This is a genomic window from Gemmata palustris (genome assembly GCF_017939745.1).
GTDB classification, from domain to species: domain Bacteria; phylum Planctomycetota; class Planctomycetia; order Gemmatales; family Gemmataceae; genus Gemmata; species Gemmata palustris.
Map to the genome: position 1 here is coordinate 1,703,684 of NZ_JAGKQQ010000001.1, position 24,004 is coordinate 1,727,687.

Annotated in this window: 12 protein-coding genes and 1 tRNA gene; 2 read left to right on the top strand and 11 right to left on the bottom strand. The window is 63.1% G+C overall.

Annotated elements, in window-relative coordinates; translation table 11 throughout:
* Window positions 1-88 precede the first annotated feature (88 nt).
* From J8F10_RS06895 to J8F10_RS06945, 11 genes are all read right to left on the bottom strand, one after another.
* Complete coding sequence (locus J8F10_RS06895) at window positions 89-4,342, bottom strand: neutral/alkaline non-lysosomal ceramidase N-terminal domain-containing protein (protein ID WP_210653111.1); 4,254 nt, start codon at window positions 4,340-4,342, stop codon at window positions 89-91.
* Window positions 4,339-5,640: a hypothetical protein gene (locus J8F10_RS06900; protein WP_210653112.1), complete on the bottom strand. Its 1,302-nt coding sequence runs from the start codon at window positions 5,638-5,640 to the stop codon at window positions 4,339-4,341. The genes J8F10_RS06895 and J8F10_RS06900 overlap by 4 nt, the downstream gene beginning before the upstream one ends.
* Window positions 5,641-5,687: 47 nt before the next feature.
* Window positions 5,688-6,689, bottom strand: coding sequence for a DMT family transporter (locus J8F10_RS06905; RefSeq protein ID WP_210653113.1), 1,002 nt, complete (start codon window positions 6,687-6,689; stop codon window positions 5,688-5,690).
* A 51-nt stretch (window positions 6,690-6,740) separates the two neighbouring features.
* Entirely contained in the window at window positions 6,741-7,949 is a 1,209-nt protein-coding gene (locus J8F10_RS06910; protein ID WP_210653114.1) for a serine/threonine-protein kinase, read from the bottom strand.
* Between the two features lie 542 nt (window positions 7,950-8,491).
* Window positions 8,492-9,985 (bottom strand): hypothetical protein, encoded by a 1,494-nt coding sequence (locus J8F10_RS06915; protein ID WP_210653115.1) that lies wholly within the window; start codon window positions 9,983-9,985, stop codon window positions 8,492-8,494.
* A 219-nt stretch (window positions 9,986-10,204) separates the two neighbouring features.
* On the bottom strand, window positions 10,205-11,095 hold the full coding sequence (locus J8F10_RS06920; RefSeq protein ID WP_246523000.1) for an LpxI family protein: 891 nt from the start codon (window positions 11,093-11,095) through the stop codon (window positions 10,205-10,207).
* Entirely contained in the window at window positions 11,085-12,119 is a 1,035-nt protein-coding gene (gene lpxD / locus J8F10_RS06925; RefSeq protein ID WP_210653116.1) for a UDP-3-O-(3-hydroxymyristoyl)glucosamine N-acyltransferase, read from the bottom strand. Before lpxD ends, J8F10_RS06920 begins: the two co-directional genes overlap by 11 nt.
* A gap of 196 nt (window positions 12,120-12,315) precedes the next feature.
* Window positions 12,316-12,687 (bottom strand): hypothetical protein, encoded by a 372-nt coding sequence (locus J8F10_RS06930; protein WP_210653117.1) that lies wholly within the window; start codon window positions 12,685-12,687, stop codon window positions 12,316-12,318.
* Between the two features lie 7 nt (window positions 12,688-12,694).
* Entirely contained in the window at window positions 12,695-13,048 is a 354-nt protein-coding gene (locus tag J8F10_RS06935; RefSeq protein ID WP_210653118.1) for a hypothetical protein, read from the bottom strand.
* Window positions 13,049-13,713: 665 nt separating this feature from the next.
* Window positions 13,714-13,823 (bottom strand) — tRNA-Ala (locus tag J8F10_RS06940).
* Between the two features lie 1,310 nt (window positions 13,824-15,133).
* Complete coding sequence (locus J8F10_RS06945; RefSeq protein ID WP_210653119.1) at window positions 15,134-17,386, bottom strand: methyl-accepting chemotaxis protein; 2,253 nt, start codon at window positions 17,384-17,386, stop codon at window positions 15,134-15,136.
* Window positions 17,387-19,295: 1,909 nt separating this feature from the next.
* On the opposite strand from J8F10_RS06945, the gene J8F10_RS06950 reads away from it, so the two are divergent.
* The gene (locus tag J8F10_RS06950) at window positions 19,296-21,986 is read left to right on the top strand and encodes a PAS domain S-box protein (RefSeq protein WP_210653120.1); all 2,691 of its coding nucleotides are present in this window, start codon (window positions 19,296-19,298) and stop codon (window positions 21,984-21,986) included.
* Between the two features lie 850 nt (window positions 21,987-22,836).
* Window positions 22,837-23,820, top strand: coding sequence for a YncE family protein (locus J8F10_RS06955; RefSeq protein WP_210653121.1), 984 nt, complete (start codon window positions 22,837-22,839; stop codon window positions 23,818-23,820).
* Window positions 23,821-24,004 lie beyond the last annotated feature (184 nt).

Consider the following 24,004-nt stretch of genomic DNA (forward strand, 5'->3'; position numbering starts at 1 on the left):
CGTGCAGTCGTTACACGGACCTCGAAACGAGACTAATCGCAAAACCGTTCGGACACCACGGGTCTTCCGCAGTGGTGCCCGGAAAATGTCACTTCCCCGCAGTACGCAAGTAAGCGAACAAGTCCGCCACGTCTTGCGGTTGTAGTTCCTTCTCCAATCCCGCGGGCATGAGTGAGATGCCCGTCGATCGCAGCGAAGCAATATTCGATCGTAAGATCGTGTCTTCTTTGCCGTCGGCCCGGCGGAGCGTGATGCTCGTCGGCGTTTCGGTCGCAACGACCCCGTTCAGCACGCGATCGTCGTTCGTAACCGCGTTGTAAGAGACAAAACGCGGATCGACCTCGCGGTTCGGGTCGAACACTGCGACGAGCAGGTCTTCGCCGGATTTGTTCGGCAATGCCGCGAGCAGGTTCGCGCCCACGTCGTTCCCGACCCCATCCAAGCGGTGACACGCCGCACACGATTTCTTGAACACGCCCTTCCCTTTCATCGCGTCGCCCTTGAGATCGAGCGCGGGAGCGTAGTCCTTCACCACCTTCGCGCGGTCCACGTCGGCGGTCTGCTTGAAAACATTCGCCGCCGTTGTGCGAACACCGGCGTTCGGGTGCGCTTTGAGTAACTGAGCTTGGGTGAGACTGAAGTCGGTGAGTGCCACCTTCTTCGCTTCCACCGCGGCGAGCAATTTCAGGATGCGATCGGGGTGTAACAGGAGCGCGTCGAGGGCCTCGCGCCGAAGGGCGGGGCCGTAACTGGCCCAGTTCTTGAGGAGCAGTTCACTTACTTTCGGGTCGGTGTGCGCCGAGAGCGCTTTCACCGCGGCGAGTTGTAGGTCACCCGGGGTGGCCGGGGTGAAGCAATCCGCCAGCGCCGGACCGGACAGGTCGAACGGGCCGAACGCGAGCAGTTCGGCGATTCGCACGCGCTCGCGCGTTTCGAGTTTCTCGTCGCGAACGAGCGCTGTGTGCGATGCGTACCGCTTGCGGAGCCGGTCGCAAACGCCCTCCGCTCCCGCCGGTGGCTTGTCCCACCACGTCGGGAGCGGGCGCTTGGTACCGCGCATCCCCTGCCCCAACCCCTCATAGATCGTCGCTTGAATCTGGTCCGCAGCGGGATTATCGGCGATCAACGTCAGCACCTTCGTAATCGCCTTCGTGTCGCCCGTGGCACCAACGAGCGCGGCGATTTTGGTGACGACAGCCCGATTCGGGGTTCCGCGCTTGGTGCCGAGTACTTCGAGCAATTCGTACCCGCACCCGCTCGCGGAGGTGAGAGCAGCGGTAACGGTCCAGGGATCGTTCGCGTCTTTCTCCAGCACCGCGGCGAGCACCTGGGCCGCGTCCGCGGGCGGGAACGCACCGGCCGAGAGAGCAAGTTGGAACCGCACGCGCGGCGACGGGTCGGTCGCCAACTTCACCGCGAGTGAACGCAGCGCGGGCGCGTCATCGAAGAACGACTCGGAGAGCCGAAGGGCCTGCTCGCGAACGCCGACTTCTGGATCGCCGTAGGCGGACTGCACGTCGGCCACGCGCAGCACACCGAGGCCGTGCAGCGTCCAAAGCAAATTCACGCGGCCCGGCATTCCCTGGGCCTTCGGGAGTAATTCGCGGACGCGCACGACCGCGTCCTTTTCTTGCTTCTCGACGATGAGCCGCTGGGCAGTAATTCGCCGCCAGGGGTTCGTACTCGTGAGTTCATCGGCCAGTTGCGCGGGCTTTAGAACGGTGAAGTCGGGCATCTTCGATGCCACAAAATCCTTCGGCGCGATGCGCCAGATGCGCCCGCGCCCGCGGCTCTCCAGGTTCAGTTGCTTCTTGATGTCGTCGGGCAGTGACAGCGGAGTTTCGATCACCTCGCGGTAGAAATCGAGGACGTAAATCGCCCCGTCCGGCCCCGTGGTGAGATGCACTGGCCGGAACCAGTTGTCCGTTGAAGCGAGGAACTCGCGGTCCTCATAGGCCCGCACCGCGGTGAAGACCGCACCCTTCTCTTTCAGGATCTCGCGGTGAATGAGGTTGTTCGCGGGGTCGCACACGAAGTTGTTCCCCCAATACTCGCGCGGGAACACGTTCGCGGTATAGATAAGCGGGCTGCACGCGGACGTAATGTACCCGCCCGGGACGAGTTCAGTGGTCGGGAACCGCTTGGCGTCCGCCCCGCCCGCGCGCCGCGTGGTGCGCTCGACGCGCCACGGCTCGAACGGGCTAATGCGGAACACTTTCGCGGCCGCTCCGTGCTCGGGGATGTCGAGCGTAACCGCGTTCACCGCGAGGTACGGATTGCGCAATAAATAATGATCCGGGAGCACGATCTGCCGGAGGTGCTGGCTGTTCGTGGCCGTGAACCACCGCTGGTAATCGTCGGGGCTGAGGCCGTATTGCCCGCCGGAACTGGTCGGTTCCAAACTGCCCGGTTCGTGTGGCTTGAATCGCAGTCCGCGGTTACGAAGTGACACGAGGGGTAAATTCGGCCTCTCCGCCGACCTCACGGACCCGCCGTCGCTGCCCGCGCAGCCGTAAACCCAGTTGTCCAGGCCCCATTGCAGGCTGTTCAGCATTTGCTGGATGTTCGCGGTGTTGAAGCCGGTATACAGCACAGTTTTCTTGTCCGCTTTGCCGTCGCCATCCGTGTCTTCGAGGTAGAGCAAGTCCGGCGCGACTGCGACGAGCAACCCGCCCCGATACGGCTGCAAACCCATCGGGAATCTCAGCCCTTCGGCGAAGGTCGTGACCGTCTCGAAGACCCCGTCACCGTCCTTGTCCACGAGGCACTTGATCTTCCCGCGCGTCTCGGTGCCGGTACCGACCCCGCCGTTGGGGTACCCGCGCATTTCGCACACGAAGAGGCGCCCCTTCTCGTCAAAGCACATCGCGACGGGATCAACAATGTCCGGCTCACTCGAAACCAGATCGATCTTCATTCCGTCCGGGATCTTGAACGTGGCTTGTTCGTCTTTCGGTGACAGCGCGCCGGGCGGCTTCGGCAGTTCGGCCACTTGTGCCGTGAGTTCCTTCACCTTACCGACGATCGCGCCTTCGATTGTGGAACTCCACTTCCCGGGCATCCCGTAATAGATCTGCGACGAATCCGCCTCGTAGCCGCCCTCTTTCAGAACGCGCGCACTCGGGATGTACGCCATCACGTCGTTCGCATAGCCCATCACCCAGAGAGCGCGATCCGTGGAGAGATCCTTCTTCAATCGAATCGAATAGTCGATGACGACCTCTCCCCCGAGTGCGACCCACAACACTTGGTCGCCGAGCGCCCACGTTTGAACCGGGTAGTGCGGGTAGGTGTCATCGATCTTGCCGTTCGTTTCGAGCTGTTTGCGGAGCCGTTCCGCGCGCTTCTGTACTGCGAGGGTCTTGCTGAGGCTGTCGGCCGCGAGTTGGGCCTGAGTCGGCACCGACTCGAACTTCAGTGTGATCTTTTCGTACTTCGCTGCGAACTTTCCGGTCACGGGTTTGGCGGTCTTGAGCGCCCCCACCGCGGCTTCAGCGAGTTCCTGACCGTACTGCTCGCAGAGCTCGATCTTCCGGCGCGGGAGCGGGTTCGCGTCCGCACCGCACCCGGTCCAGAACATCGCAACCGCGCCCGGTAGTGCCTTTTCGACGGCAATCTGCGCGAAGCCGGCGAAGTCGCCGGACCACTGCTGCAAGTCGAGCGTGGTGTTGTGACAGGCGTAGCCGAAAACGACGGCCAGCGGGCGCGCGTCCTTGCCCTCAACCACGAGCACCGGCACCGCGTGATCGACCGGCCCCTTCGGGTTGTTCCCGTTGGTAACGCCCTTCTCCGTTTGCTCGCGCCGGTTCACCGCGAACCCGGCCTTACCGCTGCCGTACTTGAGCGACGCCGGGCGCAGATCCTTCACGCTCGCGCCGACCACCGCAACGAGGTCGTCTTTGAGCTTCTTCGTGTACGCATCGATCTTCGCCGCGTCCGCCTTCGTGAGCGGGTACATATCGACGAGGTTCTCGCGAATGACGGGGCCGGAGTGCGTATGCGACGCACTCAGAATCAGCTCGTCTCGCTTGATGCCGTGCTGTTTTTCGACCTCGGCCGCGACCTGCTCGCCCAGTTCGCGCGGGATACCGATCAGGTCCGTCGTGACCAACACGAGCCGCTTCCCCGTAGCGTCTTCGAGACAGAGCGCCTTCGCGTGCAGGTCGTGGAGTTTGCCGTCCGCGGGCTTCGTGCGGGAAGCGTACCCGGCCATCCACACGGCTTCTGTCGGCGTGATGACCTTCACCGCGACCCCGGCCTTGTACGCGGGCGCGGGAGCGTCGGCCGCAAATGCGGGTGCAGCGAGAATCAGCCCAATGGTCAGTACGAGCAGCGTTTTCATGGCTTCCCCTCCGCTTTCAGCAATTTCCGCATCGCGGTCGTGAGGGTGTCTTCGGAATCGGGACCAGCGAGCGCGACAGTCGGCTCGTAGCCGCCTTCGAGGTAGGCTTTTGCGGTGGGGATGTAACCCGGCCCGTCGTCGCCGTAGCTCGCGACATTCACCACAGCATCGGCGCGCATTTTGAGAGCCGCGAGTTGGTACTCGACAAACGCCTCACCCGGCAGGAAGAGGTTGAAGACCTTCCCGCCGAAGTCGAGGCAGTTCACCTCAATCGGTGTGTCTTTGCGCTTCAGCCAGGCGATTTGATAGGCCGCGTTGTTTCGCTTCGCGGCCGTAGACTTCTCGTCGTTCAGTGCTTTTGTGCTCTCAACTTCACCGAATGACGGTTCTTTTCGGGGTGACAGCTTCACGGACTCGAACCGCCAGTCCCATTCCTTGACTTCGAGTCGCTTCGCGTCCTTCCAGGCCGCGGCCATCGCGGTGTATACGCGGTCGCGCAAAACCGGGCGGTTCTCTTTGGAGCCGTCGTTGTACTTGCCCGCGGTGATGTTCCCGCCGCAGCCGTTGAAGTACACCTGAAAGACCTTCGTTTCGTCCTGGAATTTCTGCCGGGCCAGACCGCAGAAGTCCGCGCTCACGCGCCCGTCGCCGTAATAACTCATCGGGTGGCACGCATAAAAGTGCAGCGCCGCAATCGCGCGATCACTGTCCCAAAAGCTCAGCGTGCGCAATTTCGGGTCAATCAACCCCTCGGGGGCGTCGCGCGCTTCTTTACTCTTGGTCGCGCTCGTGCGAGTGAACTTCACCTTGCCGTCGTCGCCGAGTACCCGCCGATTCGACGCGACCTCCTTCACGTCCGCCGCGCCTGTGCCGATGTGCGTGAACTTGACCGCTTTCGGGAGCGATGTCTTGAGCGCCGCCGCGGACGCCTTCACGCACTCGGCAAAGAACCTCAGGTCGAGGGATTTCGGCGCGTTCGCGGCCGCGATGAGTTTCTCGGCCCCAGTGTCCGCGAAGGGCGCGTTGTGCGGGTGAACGCAGTGCAGCGACACGTGCTCGGGCGTCGTGTGTGCCGCGTCCGCAAGTGCCGCACGCCAAGTACGAAAAGCGTCGTTGCGTATCCCGGTCCAATCGACCGCGCACAACACGACCGGTTTCCCGGCGCCGAGCAGCACAACGCCGAGGGCCTTCAACGGGTCGTCCACGCCCCGAACGGGCGTGATCCATCCACCGCACAGCGGGTGATCTTCGGGCGGGGTGACGTCACACGCGAACGTCGCGATGTGGAGAGGCGGCATGGCGGGGTCCAACAGTAAGTGCTCTTGCGAGGAACCGCATTATGCCATCACTCCCGCGGCTTGTCTTGTTTCAATTCTGCGTTCTCCGCGTGCTCTGCGGTGAAGTCGTTTTTCATTCGTACTGGCAAGTAACGCCACACGAGCGCGAGCAAAATCAGCCCGCCGCCGAGGAACATCCACTCGTTCGGCGTGTCCTTGTGGGGCGTGATGAGGTACGCCCAGACCGGATTGATGAGCGGCTCGATGAGCGTAATGAGAGCGGCTTCTTGGGGCGAAACCGTGCGGAGCCCCCGCGCGAATAACCAGTACGGAATCGCCATCTGGAACGCGCCGAACGTCACGAGTACCGCGATTTGACGCGCGCTCGGTGCCGTCACCCACTCGATGAACGCGGCGGACCCGTCACTCAGCAGCACGAACAGCCCGAGAGCCGCAGCGGACCCGAGAAGGTTGATGGCCACCAGCCACGCGGCCGAATGTGCCCGCAGCGCCCGAAGAAACAGCACGACGAGTGCGTACACCACCCCGCTTCCCAGGCCCAGGAGCAGTTGGAGCATCTGCTTGTTGTGCTGGGTTCCGTCGGCGTCGGACGATTCGTTGCGCGGCCAGTTCCCGGTCACAATCACGGCCGCGCCGAGCGCTGCGAGTAGCACCGCCAGCCACCCGCGCCGGTCACTGCGTTCGCCGAGGGCCAGCACCGCGAAGAGATAGACCCACACGGGCGCGGTGTTCTGGAGGAAGATCGCGTTCGCCGCGGGGCCGTCGAGTGCGGAAAGGTACATACCGCTCATCACCGCGAACGCGGCCACCATTCCGAGCATCAGCGGCCGGAACGTCATCTCCGTGCGGCGAACCAGCGCGAGCATGACCAGTCCGCCGAACAGCCCGCGGTAGAACGCAATTTGGAGCGGGGTGAGAAGTGGGTCGTTCAACCCGAGACCGAGCGGTTCCCGGAGCAATCGCATGAACACGCTACCGAGGCTCCACAGCACGGCGGCCAAAATGAGACAGAGCCGCGCCGAGGAGGGGGACCGAGTGCCGACCGACATCAATCACCACGGTTCGAGTGGCCGTTCGAATTGAACCGGCCACAGGGGTGATTATTGTTGGGAACTCGGGAAGAGACCATCCGGAGTTCCCTGCACCGCCGTCGCGCGGAATTGGGGGTTCGGCGCTGGTACGGTGCGCGAGCGCACCCACTGCCCGGCCAGCAAAGCGAGCAGGACCGCGCCAGTCCCAACGATCCAGGGCCAGCCAGTGGTTCGGGGCTTCGGGGTCGGCGAGTCCGTCCGAGTGCCCGAGCCGGCTTGGGGCGGGACCGCGGGCTTCTCGATCGGCGTACAGTGGTCGGTGCGCGTCGGCATTTCGGGCGTCGGGTCGAGGCACGCCACGGAGTGCGTTGGACCCTCGGCGAACGCCGGGAGCTTCGTCGCGAGACGGGTCCCAATGAGTGCTTCCGCAAAGCGCCCGGCGCGCTGGATGCGTGCCCGTGGGTCGCACGCGAGCAGCGATTCGATCAGGTCCGCGAGTTCCGTGGGCACTCCCGGATTGAAGGACCGGAGCGGGCGGAACGAGTCGTGCGCCTTCTCGCGAATGACCTCGTCGTGGGTCGCCCCGGGAAACGGAACTTGGCCCGTGAGCAAGTGATAGAGCGTCGCCCCCAGAGCGAACAGGTCGCTCCGGCCGTCCACGAGGTTCGCGTTCACCGCTTGCTCGTAGGGCATGTAGTAGGTCGTCCCCACGCCCTGGTGAATCGCGGTCAGTTGCGAATCGTCGTTGAGCCGCTTCGCGAGCCCCAGGTCGGCCAGTTTCGCCACCCCGTTGGGGTGCAGCAGGATGTTGTCGGGCTTCACGTCGCGGTGGACGTACTGCCGGTCGTGGAGGAACTCGAGGGCACAGGCGATGTCGATGCCAATGCGAACCACCATGCCCACCGACAGCCGGCCCAAACGGGCGAGCGCGCCGTGTGCCGTGGGGCCGTCGATGTACTCTAAAACGAGGTAGTGCTTACTCACGTCCGGGTCGTAGCCGGAGGCGAACCCTTGAACGATGGATGGGTGCTCCAGAACGCGGCTCAGGCGCGCTTCGCGGTAAAACCGGCCGACGAATTCCGGCTGCCCCGATAGGTGATCGGCGAGCAACTTCACCGCGACCGGTTGCCCGGCTGCGATGTCGTAACTCTGAAAGACCGCGCTCATTCCGCCTTCACCGATTTGGCGGAGCAGCCGGTACCCGGCTACGGCACGGGGCGCGCCCGGTGCGTGAGCACGCCCGGTCGTGGGTTGCGCATGGCGTTCACCCTCCGTCATCGGCGCACCTCCTGGTACCCGAAGCACTGAACCAACGGATCGCGAAATTGCTGGCTAGCGAGTCCGAAACGTATGGGTATCCGAACCCAACTCACAAAACTCCTTCATACCGCCGCGAGAGCGGGTCGCCAATGTCCGCAGCTACTACACGCCTTCGAGTACCTTCGCTTTCAATCCTAACGGATTTTGGAGCCGCGGCGTTGGTGCGCGAAACTGGCACAAGTTAGTTGCCCCGAGCGTGCTACATTCGTCGCGCTTTTGCGAAATTGGCGCAATTCTTCTTCGTCGGTAGGGTGGACTGTTCTCTGCAGCCCACAGAGTAGACGAGTCAGTAACGACAAGTTATACCCGAACTCGCGAATGACGTGGTATGAGTTCCGGGTGAATGCCCAAAATTTAGGCACAGAGTCGAACGGATAGAAGACCGGCAGCATTCTCGATTGCGCCAACCTATTTCTCCACAATAACTTGTGGAGACCGGAAACGTGCCCCTCTCGCGCCCTACGACCGGAGGGGAAATGACACGCGGGAAATTTGTTTTGTTACTGTTCCGGTTCGAGGTGCGCGGTGCGGAGCGCCCGCAGGCGGGCAAGAAGTGGCTTAGCCCGACCGCTCGCATCGAAAAGTCCACTGTGCGGAACGAGGTGCAGTTCGGCGTCCGACCAGTGATCCCAGGTGACAGTGCGAACCTGCGGCCAGCAGAGAGCGAGGGCCGCGAACGACGCTCCCCACTCGGCCTGACCCTCGGGCGACGGGCGCGCCCGCCAGCCCGGGTGCCACACCGATTGCCCCTGCTCCGCCTCGCGATCCGGTTCGTCCGACGAGGGCAAACTCAGCACAACTTCTAACGGCAACCCCAGCATCCCGAACACATCGAGCAGGCGCGCGGTATCGAGCAGGTCGCGGGGCAAACTCCCGCGCGGGCGCACCCCGGCGCGGACCTCCAGTTCCACTGCCGAGAGCCGCACGCCGGCACGAATGAGGTCGTCGGGGAACGTGAGGGGTGAAATCGTCTGCTTGTCCGTAGCGAGGTACTCGCCCCACGGTTGCGCGACACTCAGGATCAGTTCGAGACCGGAATCGACCTGGGCCGCCGCCTCGAAGAGCCGGAACGCGAGCCGGAGCCGGTCGTCGTCCACGAGGCCGAGCGCGTCGGCGTGGTTGAACCCGGCACACACGACCCAGCGCCGCACGTCGCTCTTGTAGCGATTGATCGCGGTTTCGAGGAAGTCGCACATGCACGCGGCGAGCGTCGGCAGGTCCGCGGCCCACCCCGCGGCCCACCCCGGAATCATCCCGGCCGAGAGATCGATAACCGGCCCGATCGTCACCGGCAGCCCCGCGGCGCACGCCGCCGCGACCGCCGCGTCCGGTTCGGCCCAGTCGTACTGGGACTCGTTCGGCTCGATGTCCCGCCAGCGAAAGGAAACCGACGCGGCCGTGAACGCGCGGGTGTACTCTTCGGCCGCGGCCCGCCGCGGCGGGCGCAGGGTTCGGGCCGCGAAGCGCGTATCGAGTTGGCCCTCGTCTTTGTGGCGCGTCGAGAGCATTTGGGCGGTGTACTCGCGCGCGAGCTGGTCCGCGAGGGCGTGGGCCTGTTCGAGAGCGCGAGTGGCGAGTGCGTCGGATTCCGCAGGGGTCGGTGCCAGGACCGCGCGCCCGAATTGCCGGCTCGCGTCCAAAATCGCGCGCTCGAATTCCGGGGCGGTTCGCAGCCCGATCGACTGCCACTCTGCGGTCTGCGTTCGGACCTGGTTGAGTTTCCCGCGTGCGAGTTCTACCAACAGCCGGTACGGTTCGTCGCGCTCGCGGAGCGTCGTCGTCGCGACCACGAGGGTACCGAACGGTTCGACCGGCCACGGGACGAACAGGTAACCGCTCTCGTTCTGCGGGCGCGTCAGAACCAGCCGCCCGTCGGTGACCTCAACGGTCGTCGGACCGGGGGTGAGATCGTGGTACCCGACGCTCGCGACGCACGCCTCTCCCAGCACCGCCGCAGCGGTACCCGGCAGGGGATTCGGCAACAGAAATGACATCGACCCCATACGTATTTCAATCCGCTTTCTGGAGGTGAGCCAGAAAGAACGAGACGGTTCCGACGGGCGAGGAACCGGTCCCGGTGTTGTTTCAACGGGCGAGCTCGGCCCCGACCCCCCCGACAGGCATTGCGTTAGTTATACCCGGAAGATCGGCAGAAAGGGAACAGCGCTCGCCACTCATTGTTGACGGAAATACACAAATCGCCGACTCTTAACTCACGCGGCAGGAGAAACGAGACTCGTGATCGCGATCCCGTACTTCTCGGCGAGCGCGACCGTCGCCGCTTGGTCGATGACGATCGTGCGCCCGGCCTCGATCGCCAGCGCGGTTGCCCCGGCCCGCCGCATCGTCTCAATGGTCTGGGTTCCGACCGTGGGGACGTCGAACCGGCGGTCCTGCTCCGGCTTGGCGACCTTTACGACAACGAACCCACCCTTTCGGCACAGTTCGCCGGCGCGGAGGATCGCGAGGTCCGTTCCCTCGATCGCCTCGACCGCGAGCACCGCGCGCTCGTGTACCATGACACTCTGCCCGACGTCCAATCGGCCCATTTCGCGGGCCAGGTGCCAGCCGAACGCGATGTCTCGTTCTTCGCTCTTCGACGGGCGGCGCCGGGTCAACACGCCTTCACTCACGAGCAACTCCGGGCACAGGTCCAGGGCCGAAACGCACTCCATACCTTCCGCCCGGAACTCGTCGATGAAGCCGAGCAGGATCGAATCATCGGTGTTCGTCTTCCGCCCGCGGAAGAACCAGAACCGGATCATCCGCCAGTCCGGGACGAAGTGAACCCACCGCCACGGCCGGAACATCACGCGCTTCTCGAACTTCCCGGCCATCGTCCACTCGCGCACCCCGCCGCGCCGAAACGCCCGAATGACCGTGCCCAGGGACATCCGCCGGAGCCAGGTGAATTCCGTGCAAAGTGTGCGGAGGGCGGGATCGGCCATGCCCGCAGCGGCCACGCAAATCACCGGGACGCCGTGTTCCCGTGCTTTCTCCGCGAACACAACGGGGAACCGCCCCCCACAGGCCAACAGTCCCACGGGAGCGCGCGTGGGCACGCGATCCTTACTGGAACCGAGTGTCACCGGGTCAGTCATCATTTCTAACGGACCCCGCGTCGAGGCGCTTTTTAATCTGTTTCACTTCCTCGCGCAGTTCCGGCAACCGGCGCAAGCCGAAGTGCATGCGGATCTGCTCCTGGAGCGGGGTGGCCGGCGAACCGAACACGTGCTGATCGGGCGGCACGTCCGCCGGCACGCCCGACTGCGCCCCGACAGCGACCCGCGCGCCGAGTTTCACGTGATCGGAGATCCCGACCTGGCCCGCGAGAACGACGTGATCGCCGGTCGCGGCCGAGCCCGCGACCCCGACCTGACTACAGAACAAGTTGTGCTTCCCGATCTGGCAGTTGTGCCCGACCTGAACGAGGTTATCGATCTTCGTTCCGGCCCCGATCCGCGTCGGGCCGAAGGTGCCGCGGTCCACGGTCGAATTCGCGCCGATTTCGACGTCCGACTCGATCTCCACCCACCCCAACTGGGGCACCTTGATGTGAACACCGCGCGCGGTGCGGTAGCCGAACCCGTCGGCCCCGATGACGACCCCGGCGTGCAGAATCACGCGGTCGCCGAGCACGCAATCGTCGTAGAGCACGACGCGCGGGTGGATCGTGGTTTCACTGCCAATTTTGCAGAACCGCCCGATCGTCGCGCCGGCGTGGATGACGGAATTCGCACCCACTTCCACGCCCTCCCCGATCACCGCGAGCGGCCCGACGGTGACGCCGGGCGCGAGTTTCGCGGTGGGGTGAATGTGTGCCGCGGCCGACACGTCGCCGTGGGGCGCGGTGGGCCGGGCCCGCAGGTGCCGCACGATACTGGCGAACGCCATGAGGGGGTCGGCGACCCGAATGATCGGGCGCCCGTTCACGGGCACCGACGCCGGTACGATGGCCGCGGACGCCTTACTGGTGTGCCACGCGGACAGATTTTTCTCGTTCTCGACGAAGGTAATATCGCCGGGTTGCGCTTCGCCCAGAGTGCGAGCGTTCGAGATCGCGAGTTCCGGGTCACCGAGGACTTCGCCTCGCACCCACTCGGCCAGTTGCCGCACGGTGACGTTCACGGAGATGGTCCCTTCTTCCGTGCGAGCCGGAAAGTCCGGTCGCCCGGAGTTCGCGGAGGTTAGCGAACCCGCACGGACGAGACAAGCCCAACCGTTCGGGGGTACCGCACTGACATTGATGACTATCGACCCGCGGCGCTGTCGGAGATAGGCGGAGATTGGGGGAACTCAAGGAACCCGGGCGCGCCCGTGCCGATTATTCCGGGTGGATGTTTGAGACTTGCGCGAATGCGGCGGGCGAAACGGCACCGGTCTCTGTAAGGATCACCCCGCCGCCCGCTTCGGCGCAGGCCCACGCGACGCGGTCCCGGGCCGCCAGGAGCGCCGGGTCGGCGTTGCTCCAGACGATACAGGTGACGGAATCGGCAGTTTGGCGAACGGTGACCATGCCGGACCCGGCCGCGATCCGCAACTCGCGCCACCCGGCTTCCGGGGCCTCGTCCGGGAACGCGGGAAGCCCATCGATCATGCGGATCAGGCCCGGTTCGCCTACGCGCGCGAGTTGAGCTTTGATGGCGGCCCACGCCGGCACCCCGGCGTGGAACTGAACAGTGCGGTCCAAACCCATGTGAGTCCTACTTCGCGTTGCCAATCAAGATCTCTTCGAGCCGCTTCTTCTGTTCCGGCGTGAGCACGGCCTTCTCTTCCTTGAGCATGCTCGCTTCGAGTTCCGCGATCTTGGACTTCAGCTTGGCGATCTCGTCCTTGTGCTTCGATTGCACTTTATACACTTCCTGAACTTGCGCGTCCGTGAGCCCCAACTTCTTCCAGTTCGCGGGGAGCGTCCCTTTGTACTTGGTCGCGTCGTCCTTCTTGTCTTCCTTTTTCTCGGCCTTCTTCTCGTCCTTCTTGGGCTCTTGGCCCACGAGACTGCCGGACAAGACGACCAGACCTGCAAACAAACCGGCCAACAAACAAGAGCGGAGCATTGGGCGGGCCTCACTAGGGTAATGTGGGAGCACGAACTTGCGAACGACCAGACATGACTACTATCATGCCGTTACATTCACTCTCGCAAGTGAAAAATCGCCCCGTGTGCAATATTTCTCCGCGCCCCGCCTCTACACCCGCACCCGGTGGGGATCTTGTCCCCGCCCTCGCCACTCACCAGAACAGCCGAGATTCGTCCGCTGGCCTCATAAATACACATCCGCAACCGAAAAGAGATCAGAAAGAGGTTTGAGGACCTGACGGCGGCGAGCCGTGTAATCAGGGAGATAGGAGCGGCCGATTGGATAATACCGGCCTTGTGTATACTATAACGCAATTGGGTAGCGATTGCCGCAGTGCCCCTACCTACTCGTGTGCGCGGTTGGGCAACTGGGCCGTCCAGAATTTCCGAAGGGACCCGTCACTTGCCGGGCATGAACGCCTTCGCCACCATCGTGATCTCACCGGTTTTTAATGCCCCCGATCGTCTCCATGCACCCCATCACCGGGCGTGAAGATGTGACGTGGAAAGCAGTCGCGAAAAACCGTCCCGAACGAGGGAGAACTCACCGGGGCCAGTGAGGGGATAAGATGCTTTCGGCCACCCTCCTCAGCGTAGTTGAGGAGGGTGGCCGAAATGATTGCCTCGCAAGGCTTTTTGGAGTGGAGCGAAGGAGAGTCGAACTCCCGACCTCTTCGTTGCGAACGAAGCGGCACACTGACGAAACGCCTAAAAAACAAGGCAAATCGTCACCGCAATCGGAAAGTGCCCACGATTGTGCTGGAACTCCCGCTGAAGCCGCAGCATCCAAACTCGCGCGCTTGCTCAAGGAACTTGCCGCACTTCCCGCGGAACAGCGGGTTGCCCTTGTCGCACTGCTGATTCCGCAACAGCCATTCCCAATTACGGCACCGATGCACGCCTCGGTCGACGACCGCCTACCGTGGAAGAGCGCCGGGGAGGAAGGGGCGTTACCAAAGTAAAGCAATGAAATTAAAGTAGTTACCAATCTGATGTGAGCGTCACTTTGTTGCAAAAAATCGAATGCGTCGCCCCTTTCTCGAACTGCGCTTGCCCGACTCAAGTCCGGTTGCACCGCAGATGCTCCCATTGGTATCATCACTCGAATAACATTGGCTCACGGGTGGCTCCCCGTCCGACGCGGTACCCAGAGGGCTTGCAGTGACCTCCGACGGCCGTGCCCACGGCGCGCGAACCGAGATCCTCACGGCGGCTCTGTACACCGGTGTTTGTTTTGCCGCCGCGGTCGCCGGGTGGACGATATTCGAGCCGCGGGAACACCGCCGCGGCGCGGCTCGTTCAAGTGAACCGGTTGAGCAACCCCGCGGTTTGGTCCCGAGTAACCTGGATTCTCACGCATTGAGCACCGCGCGCGGGCCTCTTCGAGACGTAGCGCCACTGACTGCTCTCAACACATCGCATCCCAAAAGTCCCGACGAAACATTCGCCGATGCCTTGCGCGGGGCCGAGCGACTCGCAACCGCTGCTGATCTGACGGAACCGGAAGAAACCCGTAAGGCTCTGGCGTTAATTACCCAAGAAGAACTCGTTAGGTCCGGCGCCCGATACGTCCAGAACGGGGACGCGACCGATTTAAATGCACTCGCGTATGACGCTCCGGATGCCCTGAATCGCGTCGGATTGACCGCGTGGGTGAACCGTTCGAGCCGCCGTATGGCCCGGGCGGACCCGGCGTTCAGACCTGTGGCGCGTGCGATCTGGGATCCGGCGACCGGGGCGCATGGCGTGTTTGCGATGATGAACGGGTGGGGAACTATTAACCCGTTCGTTCGCCCCGCGATTGTCCGGGCTGTTGAAGCCGGCACCCGGGCGGAGCACTTGTCCCCGGAAGTTCGGAACGGCATTTTGAAGTTGGGGGGCCGGGCCTGGCTGCAGCACGAGCCCCGTTCGGTACACTAATTCAGTCGGGTGCCGTGTTCGGGACCGGTGGACAAGCTCGCGGTCACCGCTCGCGTCTATCCCTCTACAGGCCCTTCTCAATTGACGACACATTGGTGCCGATTCAAGCGGAGAGCCGTGCGCCGGACGGCACAACTGCACTTTAGAACTCGGTGAATTCGTTCATACTACGACGCCGTGATTTATTGTTGGTACCATTTGAGCGCCCGTGGCTGAGTTGATGGGGGCGAGTACTCGGAGTCGTTCCAGAAGTGGAACGCGCGGCGCGTAACTCACCGCTACCAAGTTTGAACCGAGCGACGAGATCGCGGAGCTGAGCGGCTTGGTCCGTCAACGTCTGAGCGGTCGCTGACATTTCCTCGGTTTGCGAGGCGTTCCGTTGGGTGATCGAATCCATTTGTGAAACGGCCTTGTTCACCTGCTCGATGCCCGTGGACTGCTCCTTACCCGCGGCCGCGATCTCGGTAATGAGATCGGTGACCCGCTTTACGCTGGTCACGATCTCACCTAATGTCGCACCGGACTGGTTGACGAGTTCGGTACCCGCGTCGACCTTCTTGACCGAGTCCTCGATCAGCGACTTGATCTCCTTCGCGGACGTGGCCGAACGTTGCGCGAGGTTACGGACTTCGGAGGCGACGACGGCGAACCCGCGCCCCTGCTCCCCGGCGCGCGCCGCCTCCACCGCGGCGTTCAGGGCCAACAGGTTGGTCTGGAACGCGATCTCGTCGATCGTCGTGATGATGTCTGCGATTTTCTTGGACGAGTGGTTGATCTCGCCCATCGCCTCGACCGCGTTGCCCACCACGCGCCCACCACGCTCGGCGATCTCCCTTGAGGTACTGGCGAGCTGGCGGGCCTGTTGCGCGCTGTCAGAGTTCTGGCGCACGGTCGCGGTGATTTCCTCAAGGGTGCTGGCCGTTTCTTCCAAGCTACTCGCCTGTTCTTGAGCGCCGGTCGAGATCTCGTCGCTCGCTGCGGACAGTTGGCCCGAGGCATCCGCGAGCTGCTCGGACACCTCGCGCACGCCCTCCAGCGCGGTCCGGACCGAGATCACCGCCTTATTTAGCGCGGCTCCCATCTGTCCGACGCCGTCGTTCCCGAGATCCGGTATCTCCCGGGTAAAGTCTCCAGCCGCCAGAGCGTCTACCGTCGCAACAATCGTCGTGAGTTTGTGACGCAGTTCCTCGGCCTCGCGCGCCTGCCGCACGTTGTTCTCCTGGGCCTGGTGCTCCAGAGCCTTGGTCAGGGTGACATCGTTGGCGTACTTGACCACCTTGCACGGTTTCCCGTCGAGCCCCAAGATCGGGCTGTAGGACGCCTGGAGCCACACTTCCTTACCACCCTTTCCGTGCCGCTTAAAGTCGCCGGCTTGGGCTTCTCCGCGGTTCAGCCGCGCCCAGAATTCGCGGTACTCGGTGCTAGCCGCATACCCCGGGTCCGCGAACATGCTGTGGTGACGCCCTTGGATCTCTGGCAATGAATACCCCGTCGCCCGGAGGAAGTTCGCGTTCGCGTTGACGATTGTGCCGTCGAGCTTGAACTCGATTACCGCTTGAGCCTTGTCGATGGCCGTGATCTGCCCCTGGTAATCGGCGTCCCGCTCCCGGCACGCGCGCATGTGCTCGATGGCCGTGTTCAGGGCTTCTCCCATCTGCCCGATCTCGTCCCGGGACCGGACCTCGGCCCGCTGGGTCAGGTCGCCTTGGGCCGCGGCCCCGAGGACGAGCACGGTCTGCTCGAGCGGGCGCGTGATGCCGCGCGAGATCAGGTACCCCAGGTACAGCGCGCCCGCGATCCCGCTGACAATCACCACGAGGAACTGTAACCGGGCCGCGTGGTACGCGCTGGTCGTCGCCTCGAACGCGCGATGGCTGATCCGGAATTTGTTTTCTCGCAGAACCGCCATAGCCGCCACCATCTTGTCGGAAGCCGGCACCGCGGATTGAAGGATCTCTAGCGCCTCGTCGTCGCGATCCTCCTCGGCGAGCGCGATCACGCGGGTCATCCGGTCGATCCACTCTGGCATGTAGGCCCGGACCTCCTCCGCGGTGTGCTTCGACTCGGGGGTAAGGAGCAATCGTTCCACAACGTCCATATTAGTTCGCACGTCCCGCAGGTACTGGCGCGTGTGCTCTGCTTCGCGCTTCCGCTCCTCGGGGGACTTGGCCAAGATCGTGATGCGTGCCTCGCGCTCGCACAGCGCGACCGCGGTCGCGGTCTCGTCGACCGCGTTCAGGCACTTGAGGTGGCGCTCGTACAGGATCTCGGTGTTCCCGTTCATGCCCGCCATCGTGGAGATCGCGGTGTACCCCATACCGGCCATGAGCAGCGAGAGCGCGCAGAATCCGAGGCTCAACTTCGTCATCGTACTGCGGTTGCGGAGCCAGTTCATGGTACTCTCAAATGAGTTCCGGATCGAATCTCGGTCGGAATTGTTGAGATGTTGCGCGCCTGTTCCGGGCTGTTTCACAGGACCGTTGCATCCCGAGTAACAACGAGCAGCCGCGCAAAAGCTTTGTTTTCTCAAGCGGAACCGAGTGCGAGAACGCAATCGTAGATCGCGTTCGGGCGCGACCGTGTCGGGGAAACCCGAGAATCGGTCTACACATACATCAACTGGAACTGTGAAAAGATGAAGCGCGGACCGGTGAGAAAAAGGCGTTCGCCACACGAATGAGTACGAGACGGGTCGACCCGTCTCGTGCATGCGACTCTCGGGTTAGATACCGCTGCGTGGTGAGCGGCGAGCCGTATCGGGAACGATCTGAGCTTTTGAATCGAATCCTTTGCGGGATTTGCCTGACACGGGCCGCCCTGTGCCCGCCCTAAATTTTCTCGCAGCAATACCGTGTTCGCGCGGGTTAGCGTCGAACGATTTGGGAACAGATATGCTTCAGGCGACAATAGTAACAGCCAAACGAACAGTTGTGGTTCTGATCCCACAGTGGAGATCGTCACCACTTGTATACACGTGCCGGGACGAGCACCAGAGCTCGTTCGGGGCAAATACGGCGTCACTCCGGAAAGTGACGATCGTCGGGCCGGAGCGGGCCGGGACGCCGGCGAAGCAAGTAACCTGGCTCCAAATCAAAGCCTGGATCGTGCAGATGCGGGGCGCGGGATTTCACGTGAGCATCGCGGACGGAATGGGGCGGGAAATCGCCGTCTGAGTGTCGAAGTGCCGCTACACGAGCCCGTTGGCTGAGATTCTCACCGGAGAGGATCAAATGATTGCAACAAATGGTGCAGCCCACCCGGGGCGGCGCTCAAGCGACAGAGATGCGCTGTCTGGATTGAATCGATTGGAGCAACTGGGCTGATCCGACCGATATTACTGACAGGCCGGACGATACTGTTGGAGCGCATCTGATGCGACACCACGTGGGGGCTGGTGCTTATGCGGTAGTCTTCGGAGCGACGCTTGTGGGGTGTGCGGCCCCCGGTTCACCGCCCGAGCGTGCCTCCCCACCCCCACCTTTTCCCGTCACCACGGGGCGCCCCACAGTTATTCCCGCTCCCCCGTTTTTCTCGGCCTTCTCGTCAGCTCTGATTCCCGCCCCGCCGCACCGCGTGGGCGCGCCGACCAATCGGACCGTGACCCGGGTCGAGTCCCCGGTGGTTTCGCCGGTATCCGTGCCGTCGGTGCGGCACGAAACGATTACATTGGAATGGCACGGAATCGCCCGAGAGGTGGCACCGCCCCCAAAAGCGATCCCCGTCCTTCCGGCTCCGTGCCATCAGGTGGAACCAGTCAACGCGGCCTCACCCGGGTCTGTAGCCCCGGTTTGGAGAGCGGTCGATACGGATCCACTTCCCAATGATTGAACTGCACATCATGACTTGAATGAGGCTCGACCGTTCGGCGGCCTGTACCCAGCGCTCAAGGTCTCGTTGCACACGACGAGCCCCGACCAGATTCGGTTTTCGGTTGAACCATTCCCCCCTCGACCGATTCCCTCCACAACTCGCCCGAATGCAGTCTACAGGCAAAAAACGCGAGATTGCGAGGAGACCGTGGCAGAACAACCGGGCACGGTCTCCGTGCGCGGCACCCGTCGGAAAGCCGCACCACGATGACCCCCGACAATTTGTGAGCGTTCGCAGGTGCTGGGGCCGCACGACCCGCGCCAATTTTCAATCGGGATTCGGGAAATTCCTGACATGTTAGTGACCTATGGTCACGCATATGAAAATTATAACGATACTTAAATCCTACTGTTTAAATTTTTCGCCGTCGCGGTGAATAATGATCGCTTGTTCGGCCGCCGAATCGCTAACGTCCCCTCAACGCTGGATCGCCCGTGAACCATTCTCACAGCCGGATTGCGGCGGGATTGCTGCTCCTCACGGCGCGTAACGATCCGTTCTTTCTCCTCGTCGAGTCGATCTCCGACGCCGCGCTCTTGTTGCTCGATCCAGCCGGTCGCGTCATTAACTGGAACGCCGGAGCCGAGAAACTCACGGGGTTTACCGCGGACGTCATGGTCAGCAAATCAATCGAGGCCCTTTACAGTCACGAAGACGTGGTGTCGGGAAAGCCGGCATCGGACCTCAGTGAAGCGCTCGAACAAGGGCGCGTGGTGAAAGAGTGCCGGCGCCTGCACGCCGGCGGGGGGCTCTTCTGCGCCCGGTGTGAACTCGTGCCCCTGCACGACAGCGACCGGCACATCGGGTTCGCGGTTATGATTCGACGCGCCAGTGAAGCGCTGGGCGCGGTTCGGGCCGCGGAGTCGCACCCCCCACTCGAAGTCGAGCTGCTGCACGCGATCGTCGATTCGACGACCGACGCGATATTCGCCAAGGACCGAGACGGCCGCTACCTGTTAGCGAACCGGGCGGTCGCCGGGTTCGTCGGTCGTCCAGTTTGTGAGATCATCGGGCGCACGGACGCCGACTTGTTCGACCCGCACAGTGCCCGGTGGATCGCGGAACGGGATCAGCGGGTCATGGACCGCGGGGCGGTCGAAACCGGTGAGGAGTGCCTCATTGCGAGCGGGGTGTCTCGAACGTACCTCGCGACCAAGGCACCGTACCGCGATGCGACCGGCGCCGTCGTCGGTATTATCGGGATCTCGCGCGACATCACGGACCGGAAACGGGCCGAGCAGGAACTCGCGCTCTTCCGCGCGCTCATCGATCGCACTACCGACGTGATCGAGGTAATCGACCCGACCACGGGGCGCTTCCTGGACGTGAACGAGGAGGCGTGCTTGGCCCACGGGTACACTCGTGAGGAGTACCTAGCCTTGCACCTAGCCGATATCGATCCCCTAGTGGCAGTTCGCCCTTGGGCCGAGGTGACCGACGGGCTCCGGCGGACCGGGAACCAGCCGTTCGAGAGCCGCCACATGCGGAAAGACGGTTCAACGTTTCCGGTCGAAGTCCGGGTCAATCACGTACTCGCGGACCGCGAGTACCTGGTCGCGGTCGTCCGTGACATCACCGAGCGGGAGCGGGGTGCGGCGGCGCTCCGCCGCACCCAAGAGCGGCTCCAGTCCGTCATCTCCTCCAGCCCCGCGGTTTTGTACACGCTCGCTACCGGAGGAACGGGGGAGCGAGACATTGCGTGGATCAGCGAGAACGTGCAGGGCATGTTGGGCTTTGCCCCGGAAGACATTGTCGGAACGAACTGGTGGGGCGCGCACGTTCACGCCGACGATCGGCACCGTGCGTCCGCCGAGCTAGGGTCGGAACTGTATTCCGCCGGCCACCTGACAAACGAGTACCGGGTCCGGCACCAAAACTCACAGTACCGGTGGGTCCGGAGCGAGGTCCGATTGGTCCGCGACGCGACAGGAGCGCCACTCGAGGTGGTCGGGTCGTGGTCGGACGTCACCGAGCGCAAACACATCGAAGACCAGTTCCGTCAGGCCCAGAAAATGGACGCTATCGGGCGCCTGGCCGGTGGGGTGGCGCACGATTTCAATAACCTGCTCACCGTCATCAATGGCTACGCCTCGTTTCTCTTGGGTGGCCTGTCGCCGGAGGCCCCGCATCACGAATCGCTCACCGAGATCCTAGAAGCGGGAAGACTGGCCGCCGAGTTGACCGCTCAGCTCCTGGCATTCGGGCGGAAGACAATTATCGAGCCGAAGACTCTGGATTTGAACGACCTCGTGAACCAGTCGGTCAAAATGCTCCGCCGACTCATCGGCGAAGATGTGATTCTGGCAACTGTGCTGGCACCGGCTACGGGGTGCGTGACCGTCGACCCGGGGCAGATCGAACAAGTTCTCATGAACTTGGCAGTGAACGCCCGAGACGCGATGCCCGGCGGGGGCCGGTTAACAATCGAAACCCGCTCCCTGCTGATCCGCTCTGGTGACTGTGTTTACCCGGATTTGCTGCCGGGGAGCTACGTACAGCTCGCGGTCACTGACACCGGCGCGGGTATGAACGAAAGCGTGAAGACTCGCATTTTTGAACCGTTCTTTACAACGAAAGAACAAGGTAAGGGGACCGGACTCGGGTTGGCTACCGTGTATGGAATCGTCAAAACATACGGGGGGCACATTGGCGTGTATTCGGAACTCGGGGTGGGTACAACGTTCCGGTTGCTTTTCCCTTCCGTGAGCAAGCACACGGCGGATCCCGTTGAAAACGAACTCGTGCCTCCGCCGACCGGAACCGAGACGGTACTCTTGGTTGAGGACGATGCACGGGTCCGGAGAATTACGAGACTCACGCTTCAGAAGTACGGTTATAGCGTGCTGGAAGCCCCGTGCGGTGCGGACGCGATTCGGCTGTTGGAAGGGCACGGCGGTACCATTCATCTCCTTATTACGGACGTCGTTATGCCCGGGACGGGGGGGCGAGATGTCGCGGCGGCGATCCGAACCCAGCGCCCGGAAACGAAAGTGCTGTTCATGAGCGGGTACACGGACGACGCCGTGGTTCGGCACGGAATCATTGAGGCGAAGGACGCGTTCATCCAGAAGCCCTTTACTCCGTTACCCCTCGCTTGCAAAGTGCGCGCGGTGCTCGATAGCTGACGCGCTGGCTCGTCATTTTGGGACTGGACCGGTCGCCAGACGTCGAATGCCCGACCCGTTGCCGGAATGAAGCCCCCGACATCGGTTGCATCCCTGCACCGCAACCCGACTCGGATACCCCTTCTTGCCTCGCTCGTCTGCTCGCAGAACTCGCTGCTCTTCCGCCTGAACAGCGCGCCGCGCTCGTTGCACTCCTCGCTCCCCAACTCCCGGCCGCACCCGCGACAGTGGCCCGCGCGCCGGCGGATGATCGGCTTTCGTGGGAGCACGAAAGAGGGGAAGGGGAAAACCGCACCTGACCCCCGGCATCAAAGGTATTTCCAACCACTCTCGGAACGCGGCGCCGTAACCAAAACAGTCGAGCAATGAGACAGACAGTTCGGCGTCACCCCGTGGAGAACCTTCCACGAGCGCGATCACCCTCCCGTTACCGAGCGACGTAACAGGGGCGGTTCCGGCACCTGCTCGCTGTGTGGTTGGCAACCATTCCGCCGGAAGGATGGACCAGCACCGGGCGAGTGGGCTTCGCACAAGTTCGTCGTTACCATGTTCGTTTGCGCGGCGCTCACACGTGGCCGGTCGGGCGCGGGTTCGGTCGGCAAGCGACTCTTGGCTCTTGAGTTCGGTGCGACGCTCAAGTAGAGTTCAAGCCCTGTTAGCTTGCGCGCCGTGCGATGAGCAACGTTCTCGTCGGCGCAAACCGATCCGATGTTCGGCCAACCGAGGGCAGCCAATGCCATCCCGCATCGATATCTCACGACGCTTGGTCTTTGTCGCTCTCGCTACCGCGTGTCTGGCCACAGGGGCCGCCGGTGCGGAAATCAAAATCCCCCCGGCCGGCGGGATCGTGTTGGCGCCCGACACGACGACGCTCGTCGTCTCGGTCCCAAGCGAGGGGAAGTTGTTGTACTTCAACGCGGCGACGGAAAAGAAAGTCAAGGAGGTCGAGGTCGATTTCAAGCCGTTCTCGCTGGCCGTGCAGGGCAAGCTGTTGTTCGCCAGCACGAAGGGAGCGGCCACGGTGCACGTCCTTGATTTGGAGACTGGTAAGGAGCAGAGGGAGATCAAGACCTCCGAGGATCCGATCCTGAGCCTCGCTTGCCATCCCAACAAGGGACTGCTGTACGCTACCACCGACTCCGACGTGGTACTCGCGATCGACCCGGCCAACGGAAAAGTCACCAAGACCAAGGCCCGCGGCCAAATGATCGTGATCGATCCCGTCGATGCAAAGTTCGTCTACACCGGCATTCAGAAGCCGATCCGCGACCAGCTCGTCATCGAGGAGGGACCGAACAAGCAGATCAAGGTGTCGCTGGCGGTCGCCAATGCCCGGGCGCTGATGCTGAAGTTCGCCGTCGATGGGACGGACCTCAAGCCGTTAGCGTTCCAAGACAACGCCGCCATCAACGGATTCGCGCTCGCCGTCAGCGGTGACGGGAAACGGATCGCGATGGCGGGGGGCGGGGGGTGGGTGGCGAAGAACAGCCCCAAGACCAGCAGTTCCATCGCAGTTTTCGAGACCTCGGACCTGAAAACGATGGTGGGGGAGGTGGACTGCGGCGAGCAGTACTCGATCTCCTTCCATCCGGTTCTCAACTTGGGTGTGGCTGTGCGGCGTGGTAACGATCTGATCGTGTTCAACGGCAAGTCGCTCGCCGAGAAGGAGGTGATAAAAGCGCCGGGCGGCATGGGATCGGTGCACTACGCGGCCCGAGGGACGAAGCTCATACAGATTGTCGGCTCCGGAGTTGATTCGATCGTCAGCTTCCACCCCCTCAAACTGAGCGACGGGGACAAGGCGACGCTCAAGACCGCCTACTCGAAGAAGTAAGAGCGGCGCGGGAGCCGGAGCGGGGGCGGCTGTTCGCGGTCCTGCGGAGGTGGCACACGCCGAACAAGGCGCTGCAGCAGACGGCGGGGGCGTGTAGGCTTTCTGGGATTCACAGCTCACGCGGCCCCGCGGGTGCTGAGCTGGGGCGTTCGGCAAGGAGAGGGCCGTGTTCACGGGCCTCCTC